Genomic DNA, 12,054 nt, shown 5'->3' with positions numbered 1-12,054 from the left:
ATGATCGATGAAGCTAAGAAGCAGCGCCTCGCGGAGCTCGTCAAGGAGCTGGCCGTGGTGCACGGGCGCGTGACCCTGTCCTCCGGCAAGGAGGCCGACTACTACGTTGATCTGCGCCGCGCGACGCTGCACCATGAGGCCTCCCCGCTGATCGGCGAGCTGCTGCGCGAGCTGACCGCCGACTGGGATTACGCGCACGTTGGCGGCCTAACCCTTGGTGCGGACCCGGTGGCGACGGCGATTATGCACGCAGGGTCGGCTGGCGCTGGCGAGGCTGCCGGGCGTACCATCGACGCCTTCGTCGTGCGCAAGGAAGCTAAGAAGCACGGCATGCAGCGCCGCATCGAAGGGCCGGACATTGAAGGCAAGCGCGTGCTGATCGTGGAAGACACGACCACGACTGGTAACTCTCCGCTGACTGCCGTTTCCGCAGCGCGCGAGGCTGGCGCAACCGTGGTTGGCGTGGCCACCGTTGTGGATCGCGCGACCGGCGCCAAGGATGTTATCGAGGCCGAGGGAGTCGAGTACCGCTCGCTGCTGGGCCTGTCCGACCTGGGGCTTTCCTAGGTATTTTTGATGACGCCCACTTCCCCCGAACAACACGACAAGCCCGGACCGACGGAGTGGCTGGAGCATCCCCGCGGAGTGCGCAGCTGGGAGGATGAACACCCCGACCAGCCCCGACCAACTGATCCGCGCTTTGACCCCGAGCTGCTGGATGCCGGGGACACGCGCAACGTGGTGGACGCATACCGGTACTGGAAACAGTCGGCGATTGTCGAAGACATTGATACGCGCCGGCATGCGCTGCACATCGCCATAGAGAACTTCGAAAACGACTCGAATATCGGCACCGTCGTGCGTACTGCGAATGCCTTCGCGGTGGATACCGTGCATATCGTCGGACGGCGGCGCTGGAACCGGCGGGGAGCGATGGTTACCGACCGCTATCAGCACTTACAGCACCACGCGACGGTCGGGGAGGTGCTGGAATTCGCCACCCGGGAGGGGCTGGTTGTGGTGGCGGTGGATAACACGCCGGGGTGCGTGCCGCTGGAGACGGCGGAGCTGCCCGAGCGATGCCTGCTGTTGTTTGGCCAGGAGGGGCCGGGTGTGACCCAGGAGGCGCAGGAGGCTGCGCGGATGACGGTTTCCATTGCTCAGTTTGGTTCGACGCGGTCCATTAACGCCGGTGTGGCTGCGGGAATTGCGATGCATGCGTGGATCCGCCAGCACGCGGACTTGTCGCAGGCCTGGTAAATGAGGTGTCTCCAGGTCTGGTAAATGAGGTGTCTCCAGGTCTGGAATGTGGGGATTTCGTGAGCCTGGAAGGTGGGAGGGGGCTAGGCTTTGCTGCCCTACGGACTGTGTTTTCCCGTAAGTGTCGGAAAAGTGGTAATTCGTGAATTTGGGCATTAGCCTCCAAACTGTAAAAACTCTCTGACCTGCATGTTTGCGTAAATAGAAAGTATTGCCATTAACAAATTGCAAGCTTTGCGACATTTGACTGCTGGGTAACGGCATTTGGTAGCTGAGCCGCGGTTTTTGGGTAGTGGGAAGCGGGATGTGGGAGATGAGCTGCGGGATTTGGCTGGCGGGCAGCGCAGTTCCGGAGGAGGGCTAGACTGTTTTGCAGAGCGCTAGAACCGAGTGAGGTGTGCAGAGTGTTTAATCTTCCCGGCAAAAAGAAGCGGGGTAGCAAGTCGTCGCAGGTAGTAGACATTTCTGCGGCGGCGCAGGGGACTGTGGCTGGGCAGGCAGCAGAGGCCGCTGAAGCCTCGCCAGCAGGATCCTCCAATCCCAACCAGGAGCTCAGGGATCGCTGGGATCACCGCGCTGACCTCGCCTATCAGGCGGTGTATGAACGTCACGCCAGCCGCCTCTGGGGAATCCCGCGCACCACGCTGGGCATCATCGCCTGGCCGCCGACCACCCGCGACCGGATGTTTGTCCGCTGGCACTACTGGTGGCAGGCGCACTACATCGACAACCTCATCGATGCTGCCATCCGCCGCCCCACGCACTCCCGGATTTATGCGATCCGCCGCCACCTCCGGGCCATGCGCATCCGTAACCTCAGCCGCCTGACCGCCAACCACTATTACGACGACAAAGCTTGGCTGGCTCTGGCTCTGCAGCGCGTGGCAAACACTCCCAAGATTCAGGCGAAGCTCGGCACGCCCCGCGACTTGGAACCGCTGGTAGAAAACATTTTCGAGGGCGTGGATAGCCTCACGGGCGTGCTGCCCTGGCGCACGCACGAGACCTTCTATAACGTCCCTACCAACGGCCCCGCTGCTATCCTCGCCGCGCGCAATGGCGACATTGAGGTTGCCGAGCGCCTGATCGACTGGACCTTCGACAACCTCATCAACGAAGACGGCCTGGTCATGGACGGTATCCACATGCGTATGGCCGGCCCGGAGCCCGCGACGGCGGTGCATCCTTATTGTCAGGGCGTGATGATCGGTGCACTCGTGGAGCTTGCCCTCGCACGCAGGCGTGCCGCTGGGGCGGGCGATGAGGCGATCTCGGAAGTGGGCGTCAAAGAAATAACCCGTATCCATGGCCTGCTTCGCGCGATTGAGGCGCACCTGACCGACCGCGGCGGCGCGATTAGCGTGCGCACTGGCGGGGGCGATGGCGGACTGTTTAATGGCATTCTTGCGCGTTATCTTTCTCTGGTTGTTGAGTGTTTGCCAACGCCCGGTCGGCATGGCGCCGAATCTGTGGCCATGGCTCGGCGGATTGTGTTGGCGACAGCCGACCAGGTGTGGCGCTACCGGCTAGAGGTCGATGGGCTGCCGGTGTTCTCTGCCGACTGGTCGAAGGATGCGACCATGCCGCAGGCCGGCGGCTTGGTGGGGGCAACGATTGCGGGGGCGGTGGCCAGCTCCGACATTGCGGAGCGGGATCTGTCCGTGCAGTTGTCCGGGTGGATGCTGATGGAGGCGGCGGCGCGCACCATCACGGCTGACGGTTAGGCCGGACCGGAGGCGGCTGTCGGTTGCGCCGGAGCGGATGCCGGGAGGAGGACGGTTGCGCCGGGGGAGAAGGGGGAGACCTTGGCGGAGTGACTGCACGGCGTGGGATTTGTCGGCATAATTGTTGGCGGAGACCAACCTGCCTTACCCAAGGATTCGAAGGAGCATCGAAATGCCTATTGCAACCCCCGACGTCTACCGCGACATGCTGGACAATGCGAAGGAGAACGGCTTCGCATACCCCGCCATCAACTGCACCTCTTCTGAGACCATCAACGCAGCTCTGAAGGGCTTTGCGGATGCGGAGTCCGACGGCATCATCCAGTTCTCCACCGGCGGTGCCCAGTTCGGTTCCGGCCTGGCTGTGAAGAACATGGTTGCTGGTGCGGAGGCTCTGGCTGCCTTCGCCCACCAGGCTGCGAAGCACTACGGCGTGAACGTTGCTCTGCACACCGACCACTGCCAGAAGGAAGTTCTGGACGAGTACGTTCGCCCGCTGATGGAGATCTCCCGCAAGCGCGTGGAGGCAGGCGAGAACCCACTGTTCCAGTCCCACATGTGGGACGGCTCCGCTATTCCGATCGACGAGAACCTGGAGATCGCCAAGGGGCTACTGGCGGACGCGCAGGCTGCGAAGATCATCCTCGAGGTTGAGATCGGCGTTGTCGGCGGCGAGGAAGATGGCGTGGAGGCCAAGGCTGGCGCCAACCTGTACACCACCGAAGAGGACTTCCTGAAGACCGTCGATGCTCTGGGCACCGGCGAGAACGGTCGCTACCTGCTGGCCGCAACCTTCGGCAACGTCCACGGCGTGTACAAGCCCGGCAATGTGAAGCTGCGCCCGGAGGTTCTGGACATGGGCCAGAAGGCTGCCGTGAAGAAGCTGGGTCTGGCCGAGGGCGACAAGCCGTTCGACTTCGTCTTCCACGGTGGCTCCGGCTCCGAGAAGGAGAAGATCGAGGAGGCGCTGCGCTACGGCGTGATCAAGATGAACGTTGATACGGATACCCAGTACGCGTTCACCAACCCGGTTGCACGTCACATGTACACCAACTTCGACGGTGTGCTGAAGATCGACGGCGAGGTCGGAAACAAGAAGGTGTACGATCCGCGCTCCTACCTGAAGAAGGCTGAGGAAGCGATGTCCGTCCGCGTGGTGGAGGCTTGCAACGACCTGCACTCCGCCGGCACCTCCGTCGCAAAGTAAGCCTCGCTGGAGCCATGGCAGAACAAATTCGTCACAGTCGAGATCTCTTCGGCGCAGAGCACCCGGAGGTGCGCCTGCCGCAGGAACTGGCCAGCTCCGTTCCAGTGGAAGGTGCTGCAGGTGCTGGCGGTGGTGCAGGCACTGCACAGTCGCGGGAGTCGCTGGAGGCCGCGGTCTCTAAAAACCTGAAGGATTCCGGTGCCTGGGCCGCCCTGGCTGAGGTTCTACTGGCCGAAGGACAGCCCGTGCAGGCTTACGCCTGTGCTCGCACCGGTTACCACCGCGGCCTCGATGCCCTGCGCGGTAATGGTTGGCGTGGCACCGGGCCGGTGCCGTGGAGCCACGAGCCGAACCAGGGCGTGCTGCGTGCCATCGGCGCGTTGGTGCAGACTGCCCGCGCCCTCGGTGAGGACGATGAGGTCGTGCGTTGCCTGAACCTACTGCACGACTGCGACCCGGCAGCGGCTCCGGCCCTGGGGCTGGATGGTGCCGCTGCCTCTTCTACTGAGCGCTAGTGATCCCCCTGCAATAGGACATTGAACAAACGCCGTTCTTTCTCCCAGCCGACGCCCCACCCGGTGGCGCACCGCAACCTGTGCATAGCCGCAGTCGTGGTGGCGATCGTCTGGATGTCCAGCATCCTCTGGCCCGCACAAACCACCGCATCGTGGCCCTTTGTTGCGGAAATCCAAGCCAGCGCTTGGGTCGCCGGGGTGCTCGCTGCGGCGGGCATCGGCATCCTGCGCTCTATACGCCGCGCGGCGCTGTGCGCGGTGCTCGCTGTGCTGGCGGTCTTGATCGTCCCGCGCGTACCTGCCCCCAATTTTTCGGACGCCCACAACTCCACTCGAGTATTTTCCCTCAACACATACTGGGGGAAAGCTGACGATAAGCGAATCGCCCGTGCGATTGAGGAACTTAAACCCGACGTCGTCTTCCTCTTGGAAACGAATGAAGAGGAAGTGGATAGCGTGGCGGAGGAAACCGGCTATCTGCCTTTGACCAAGCCGCGACCTGGCAACGATCGGGCGGATAATGTCGTGGGCTTGGTGTCGGCGTCATATAAAGAAAAAACAGGGGCGCACGGCAACATGGTGCGCGAACTTACCCATTTCCAAACACCCCGGGTGAACGCGCCACTGCATGGCAACAGCGAGTTCGTGGGTGTGCACGCAGTGGCGCCGATCAAAGAGGATCGTACGGCGTGGGAGCGCGACCTGGCGAACTTGAGTGGTTGGGCCAATTCCCGGCGCCATCTGGTGCTGGCTGGCGACTTCAACGCTACGCGCAGCCACCCGCGCTACCGCGATTTTGAGCTCAGCGACTGCACCGGGCACCTGGCGCACACGCCGACGTGGCCGGCGGTATTCCCGGTGATTCGGCTGGACCACATCATGACCACTGGCGAATGTCTGGGTGGCGGCACGAAGCGTATTATCGGTACCGATCATCTGGCGGTGTGGGCGGACGTGACCACCTAAACTGGCGGGCATGGCAGAACCACAACGGCGGCCACGAACCGCGAAAGAGATGTGGGGCGAGCCGGCCAACCGCCTGCGCCCCGGCGTGCGCGCAGCCGCACGTAACCTGCGGCGTATCGCGCCGGTGCAGGGTGCAATCCGCGTGCGCGAGGGGTTGGTCTTCGCCATCCAGTGCGCTATCGGCGCGGGCCTGGCGCTGCTCATCGCGGAGCAGATTTTCGACCACCAGCAGGCTTTCTTTGCTCCCATCGCAGCGGTGCTGAGCTTGGGGGTGAGCGCTGGCAAGCGCCTACGCCGCGGGTTCGAGCTGGTGCTGGGCGCCTCGGTGGGAGTGGGCATCGGCGACCTGGTGATAGGCAACATCGGCAGCGGTTATTGGCAGGTGTCGGTGGTGGTGCTGGTCGCTATTTTGGCGGCGACGTTTGTGGATAAGTCGGTCTCCGTGGCGTTCCAGGCCGCGAGCTCTGCGGTGCTGGTGGCAACGATCCTGCCGCCGGGATCCTCGGGTGCGCTGGACCGCATGATCGACGCGCTGATTGGTGGCGTGATCGGCATTTTGGTGCTGGCGCTGGTGCCGAATTCGCCGTTGCGCCCGGCCCGCCGGGAGGTCTCTACGTTGATCTCCAAGGCATCGTTGGTGCTGGACGACGTGGCGCAGGGGATGGAGGAGCGCAAGCCCGAGAAGATCACCAAGGCCCTGGAGATCGCCCGCGGCACTCAGACATACGTGAATGCGCTGCTGACGAACGTGGGCGGCGGGTCGGAGGTGGTGGCGGTCTCGCCGATCTACTGGACGGCTAGGCGGCATGCGAAGTCTATGAACCGCATTCTGGTGCCCGTCGATAACGTGATGCGCAATGCGCGCGTGCTAGCGCGCCGGGCGGAGATCATGATGAACGACGAGATCGAGCCGCCGGGGGAGATGATTGAGCTGATGCGTGGGATCTCTAACGAGCTGGGCCACCTGGGCGCGTTGTTCGCGGAGGGTGGCACGCGCGGTACGCGCGACGAGGCGGTGGAGATCCCAGAGATCGTGCGCGCCCTGCAGAAGCTCGGGGCGGCGGCGGACCTGCGTATTGCGGATGGGACGGGCCTGTCGGGCACGGTGGTGTTGGCGCAGTGTCGCTCGATTATTGTGGACGCCCTGCAGGTCTGCGGTTACTCGCGTGAGTCGGCTATGGCGTTTCTGCGGCCGACGGTGGATAGGCCGTGGCAGCCGCCGGAGGTGTGGGACGAAGAGGAGTAGTGGGAATGGGGGTTGATAAGGAAATGGGGGTAGAAATTAGTAATAGATTAAGAGTGAATATGAATACAGGTGGAACTTCCTGGGGGGTGGGCGTAAATTCAGCAATGAATGACGCTTCTGTCGCGTCATGCTTTCGGATTGACTCACTCTAAATTGAGGAAGCACTTATGATGCACCTTCGCTCTCGCCGCGCAATGATCGCTGTCGCGGCATCGGCCAGCATGATCCTGACCGTGTCTGCGGTTCCAGAATCTTCACTGTCCCCATCCGCTGCCCAGGCCGCGACCGCCAACAAGACGCAGGATACGAACCTGGATTTCCGCTGTAACGTCTATGCCGCTGGCGGTAAGGGAAACGTGAACTATGACATTTCGACTGGCATGCACGTGACAATGCCTGAGAGCGTTGCCCTGGGCGAGGAATTTGATGTTTCGATCAAGATCGATCCGGTGTCTATCGTAAACGAACAGGCTGGTTTGGTGCCCGGACAGCCTAGCTTTGAGGAAGGTAATACCAAGGCGAATAGGATTCGTTTCGCTCTTTCCGCAGACGCAGAACTGGTCGAGTCCAATCTGTCGGGAACCACGCTGAATGGTCGCCTCCTGGAAGTCTATGGGATGATGCAGCCCAGCAAGTCTGGTAGCAAGGTTACGATTAGCTACCAGGAGCTCAAGCTTAAGCTCAAGGCGAAGAGCTCGGGGACCCTTGCAGTCCAGACCCCGAAGAAGTACCCGAAGCTGGATAACCTGGGGCGTGTTAGCGCAAGCAACATGGTTTGGGGGCAAGGTATCGCTGGCAAATTGTTTTTGAAGACCCCAGGACTGAAGGTCACCTGCATGACCGATCAGTTCAAGCCCCTGGGCTCTACTCAGGTGGGAAAATTCGCTGAAGTCAATGAACCCAAGTACGCGGACATTGAGGTCAAGCAGCAAGATACGGCGACCTCGACAGATACTTCCGCCGCTCCGGCTGGCACCGCCTATGCTAAGGGTGCTGATGCGCCGGCGTGGGCGAAGGTTGCCGCTGATGGCACGGTGACTGTGAATCCGGGCTTGGATGTTGAACCGGGCGATTACACTGTCCCGATTGTTGTTACATACCCGGATACCTCCGCGGATAACACCGTGGTGAAGGTGAAGGTCACTGTTAAGCCGAAGAGTGAACTGAACGATCCGAAGTACACCGGTACCACCAAGGTGGAGCAGGAGGGCAGCGTGACTGTTGCTGCACCGGAAGGGGCTGGTGAGGTTAAGCAATACGCCGCTGGAGCGGGTGCTCCGGCGTGGGCGACCGTCAACTCGGACGGCACCATTACTGTTAAACCGGACTTGAAGGTCACGCCTGGCGATTACCAGATCCCAGTTGTTGCCACCTACACCGATGGTTCCACGGACAATCTGACCGCTAAGGTGACTGTCACCAAGAAGCCGGATAATCAGATTCACGATCCGAAGTACACGGATGTGACTGTGAAGCAGGGTGACGAGCAGACCGCTGCGAATCCGGAAGACGTGGCTGAGGGTGCGAAGTTTGCAGCCGGTGAGGGTGCCCCGGCGTGGGCGACGGTCAACAAGGACGGCACTGTGACTGTGAAGCCGGGGCTGGAGATTAAGCCGGGCGATTACACTGTCCCGGTTGTTGTTAAATACCCGGATCAGTCCTCCGATAAGACGGAGCTGAAGGTCACCGTCACGAAGAAGCCGGATAATGAGATCCACGATCCGCAGTATGCGGATGTGACCGTGAAGCAGCAGGATACGGAGACCGTCGAGGCTCCGAAGGACGTTGCTGAGGGTGCGAAGTTTGCTGCTGGTGCTGGTGCTCCTGAGTGGGCAAAGGTTGCCGCTGACGGTACTGTGACTGTGAACCCGGGCTTGGATATTGCACCGGGAAAGTACACCGTTCCGGTGAAGGTGACCTACCCGGATAAGTCCGGCGATGACACCACTGTGAACGTTACCGTTACTGTGAAGCCGAAGAACGAGATTCACGATCCGCAGTACACCGGCACTACCAAGGTGGAGCAGGAGAGCAACGCGACAGTTGCTGCACCGGAGGGGGCTGCCGAGGGCACGCAGTACGCTGCTGGCGAGGGTGTTCCTGCATGGGCGACCGTCAACGCGGACGGCACCATTACTGTTAAGCCGGACCTGAAGGTCGCGCCTGGCGATTACCAGATCCCAGTTGTTGCTACTTACACCGATGGTTCCACGGACGATGTAACCGCTACGGTGACTGTCACCAAGAAGCCGGATAACCAGATTTACTCTCCGGAACTTGGCGACATCACGGTGCAGGCCAACCGCTCTGCAAAGTCCCCCGCTATCGAAGGACTGCCAGAGGGCACGAAGTTTTCCTTGGCAGAGGAGGCTCCCAGCTGGGCAACAATCGACGACCAGGGCGTTGTTCGGCTGAACCCAGATGGCGATGTTCCTCCGCAGAACTACGACGTACCAGTCACCATCACCTACCCGGATGGAACCGTTGACAATGCCACGCTGAAGGTCACTGTCACGGACCGCGCCATCAACGAGGTGCATGATCCGACTTATGCGCCGATCGAGGTTAAGCAGACTGAGACCGGCACCGTTGCGGCTCCTCAGGACAGCACTGCGGACGCCGAATACGCCTTGGGCGCAGGCGCTCCGAATTGGGTCACTCTGAACAACGACGGCAGCATCGAAGCACGTCCGGGGCTCGATGTCGAGCCGGGTGACTATCAGATCCCGGTGACGGTCATCTATGGAGATGACTCGGCAGATCGAACTAACGCCGTGGTCACCGTCACCGTGAAGCCGACTAACGAGCTGCATGATCCGGAGTACTCGGATGTGACTGTGAAGCAGGGTGACGAGCAGACCGCTGCGAAGCCGGAAGACGTTGCTGAGGGTGCGAAGTTCGCAGCCGGTGAGGGTGCTCCGGCGTGGGCGACCGTCAACGAGGACGGCACTGTGACTGTGAAGCCGGGTCTGGATGTTAAGCCGGGTGACTACACCGTTCCGGTGCAGGTGACCTACCCGGATAACTCCGGCGATGACACCACTGTGAACGTCACCGTTACCGTGAAGCCTGCCAACGAGATCCATGACCCGCAGTACACGGATGTGACCGTGAAGCAGGGTGACGAGGCGACCGCACCTGCTCCGACCGACGTGGCTGAAGGCGCGAAGTTCGCAGCCGGTGAGGATGCTCCGGCCTGGGCAACCGTGAACGCTGATGGCACCGTCACTGTGAAGCCGGGCTTGGATGTCGCAGGTGGTCAGTACACCGTTCCGGTGAAGGTGACCTACCCGGATAACACCGGCGATGACACGACTGTGAACGTCACCGTCACAGTCAAGCCCGCCAACGAGATCCACGACCCGCAGTACACGGATGTGACCGTGAAGCAGGGTGATGAGCAGACCGCTGCGAAGCCGGAAGACGTGGCTGAGGGTGCGAAGTTCGCAGCCGGTGAGGGTGCTCCGGCCTGGGCGGCCGTTAACGAGGACGGCACTGTGACTGTGAAGCCGGGCTTGGATGTTAAGCCGGGTGACTACACCGTTCCGGTGAAGGTCTCCTACGAGGACGGTTCCGGTGATGATGCGACCGTGAACATCACCGTCACCGTGAAGCCCGCCAACGAGATCCACAACCCCTCCTTCGCGGATGTCTCCGTGAAGCAGGGTGAGACCGTGACCTCCAAGGTTCCGGGCGATACCGGCGAGGGCGCTAAGTTCACCGCTGGCGAGGGCGCACCGAAGTGGGCGACCGTCAACGAAGACGGCACCGTCACCCTGAAGCCGGGCAAGGACGTCGAGCCGGGTGATTACAACATCCCGGTCGTCGTCACCTACCCGGACGGATCGACCTCCACCGTGAATCTGACCGTGAACATCGAGATGCAAGACAAGCCGACCGGCAGCTCCGGCTCCAGTAACAGCTCCACCGGTGCCACCGGCTCCAGCAAGGCCGGCAAGATCTTCGCCATCATCTTCGGCATCCTCGCCGTCGGTGCCGGCCTAGTCGGCCTGCACAACTGGGCGCGCGCCAACGGCTTTATCAACTAAAAGCGCGCTAATTGCGTACGAACTGCCCATCCCGCAGGTGGCGGTAAAACGTCACCGACTTCAACGGGCGGGGATGGCGCACCCCATCACGGGTGACCGCCAGATCCACCCCACCGGCCTGTAAGGCCCGCCCCCGCAGCACCGTCGGAGAGACGGTACTGCGGGGCTTTTTTATGCGTCCAAACCAGCCCCTCCGCGGCAGCGGCGGCCGCTGCACCGCCGCCAAACCCGGAGCATCCGGGGTGGGGACCATGCGCACACCGTTGTTAAAGACACTGGCTCCGGCCTTGGCCTGCTCGTACAGAACCTCGGAATCCACGATGACCTCACCGATCATCTCGGAAGACTCGGGCTCTTTCGCCTCTGCGAGCTCTCCTGCCTCCTCCTTCCCCTTCCCCGGCTTCCCAGCGGAGGCAGTCGGACCGGCCACCTCCGCCACGCCCAACGTCACCACGCCGTGGTCGTCGCGGATCACCGGAGTCGGCACAGCCGGGGAAGCCAGTGCGAAGGTGAGGTGCTCGGCGGGGGAGAAGGTGGCGTCTAGACCCCACGAAAGCGCGACCGCCGAAGAACCAGAAGGGATAAACCCAACCTCGACCCACAGGGCATCAATCCGCATCAGTTTAGAAACCACAGCGGCGATGGCGGCATCGCTGCCCTGCACAATCACCCGCACCCGCTCGCTGACCTGGTGCGGGTCAGGCTGCGGGGCGCCCAAATGCGGTGCGTCTGGGCGCTGCATCATCTCCTCCAGCGACGGGGTGGAACCCACCACGAACCGCTCCAGATCATCCAGGAACCGCAGCTCCTTACGCTTCGGCACAGCAGACAGATCCAGGCACTCCACGGCCTCGCCCGGCAGCACGGGATCGCGCAGCCGATCGCTGGCGGGAACATCGCAACGCAACATAAACAACATAGAAACCCACCATAGCCGTGCCACAACCACCGGCGAAGTACTAGAATGGGGAAACGTCTTAGTGCCCCGTCCGATCTTCCCGACCCTTTGCCAAAATGCGGGGGAAGAAGCATGGCGCGGGGCTACAACCATGAGTACATCAGTACACAAGCAGAGGACGTGTTTTAG

Annotated in this window: 9 protein-coding genes; 8 read left to right on the top strand and 1 reads right to left on the bottom strand. The window is 61.9% G+C overall.

The features are described from left to right. From pyrE to ACKFRT_RS07410, 8 genes are all read left to right on the top strand, one after another. Positions 1-567: an orotate phosphoribosyltransferase gene (gene pyrE, locus ACKFRT_RS07445; protein WP_296212384.1), complete on the top strand. Its 567-nt coding sequence runs from the start codon at positions 1-3 to the stop codon at positions 565-567. A gap of 9 nt (positions 568-576) precedes the next feature. Beyond that, positions 577-1,260, top strand: a complete 684-nt coding sequence (locus ACKFRT_RS07440) for a TrmH family RNA methyltransferase (protein WP_408924853.1) — start codon at positions 577-579, stop codon at positions 1,258-1,260. A gap of 404 nt (positions 1,261-1,664) precedes the next feature. Next, a complete protein-coding gene (locus tag ACKFRT_RS07435) occupies positions 1,665-2,984 on the top strand; it encodes a glycoside hydrolase family 76 protein (RefSeq protein WP_408924852.1) in 1,320 nt (439 codons plus the stop codon). Between the two features lie 166 nt (positions 2,985-3,150). Further along, positions 3,151-4,191: a class II fructose-bisphosphate aldolase gene (fbaA, locus tag ACKFRT_RS07430; RefSeq protein WP_408926076.1), complete on the top strand. Its 1,041-nt coding sequence runs from the start codon at positions 3,151-3,153 to the stop codon at positions 4,189-4,191. 14 nt (positions 4,192-4,205) lie between these two features. Then, entirely contained in the window at positions 4,206-4,706 is a 501-nt protein-coding gene (locus ACKFRT_RS07425; protein WP_408924851.1) for a DUF3151 domain-containing protein, read from the top strand. 21 nt (positions 4,707-4,727) lie between these two features. Continuing rightward, entirely contained in the window at positions 4,728-5,672 is a 945-nt protein-coding gene (locus ACKFRT_RS07420) for an endonuclease/exonuclease/phosphatase family protein (RefSeq protein WP_408924850.1), read from the top strand. 10 nt (positions 5,673-5,682) lie between these two features. Beyond that, complete coding sequence (locus ACKFRT_RS07415; protein WP_408924849.1) at positions 5,683-6,918, top strand: FUSC family protein; 1,236 nt, start codon at positions 5,683-5,685, stop codon at positions 6,916-6,918. A 167-nt stretch (positions 6,919-7,085) separates the two neighbouring features. Next, the gene (locus tag ACKFRT_RS07410; protein ID WP_408924848.1) at positions 7,086-10,967 is read left to right on the top strand and encodes a Rib/alpha-like domain-containing protein; all 3,882 of its coding nucleotides are present in this window, start codon (positions 7,086-7,088) and stop codon (positions 10,965-10,967) included. Positions 10,968-10,974: 7 nt separating this feature from the next. Here the strand turns inward: ACKFRT_RS07410 and ACKFRT_RS07405 are convergent, their stop codons facing one another. After that, positions 10,975-11,886, bottom strand: coding sequence for a hypothetical protein (locus tag ACKFRT_RS07405; RefSeq protein WP_408924847.1), 912 nt, complete (start codon positions 11,884-11,886; stop codon positions 10,975-10,977). Between the last annotated feature and the right edge of the window lie 168 nt (positions 11,887-12,054).

The organism is Corynebacterium jamesii (assembly GCF_046097395.1).
Classification (GTDB): Bacteria; Actinomycetota; Actinomycetes; order Mycobacteriales; family Mycobacteriaceae; genus Corynebacterium.
Note: the sequence above shows the minus strand (reverse complement) of the source record. Positions and strands in the feature narration are given on the sequence as shown.

What these genes read in the sequence shown, in the direction of transcription:
- ACKFRT_RS07415 (WP_408924849.1), top strand. Translation starts at nt 5,683, where the DNA reads ATGGCAGAACCACAACGGCGGCCACGAACCGCGAAAGAGATGTGGGGC.
- ACKFRT_RS07410 (WP_408924848.1), top strand. Translation starts at nt 7,086, where the DNA reads ATGATGCACCTTCGCTCTCGCCGCGCAATGATCGCTGTCGCGGCATCG.
- ACKFRT_RS07440 (WP_408924853.1), top strand. Translation starts at nt 577, where the DNA reads ATGACGCCCACTTCCCCCGAACAACACGACAAGCCCGGACCGACGGAG.
- pyrE (WP_296212384.1), top strand. Translation starts at nt 1, where the DNA reads ATGATCGATGAAGCTAAGAAGCAGCGCCTCGCGGAGCTCGTCAAGGAG.
- ACKFRT_RS07425 (WP_408924851.1), top strand. Translation starts at nt 4,206, where the DNA reads ATGGCAGAACAAATTCGTCACAGTCGAGATCTCTTCGGCGCAGAGCAC.
- ACKFRT_RS07405 (WP_408924847.1), bottom strand. Translation starts at nt 11,886, where the DNA reads ATGTTGTTTATGTTGCGTTGCGATGTTCCCGCCAGCGATCGGCTGCGC.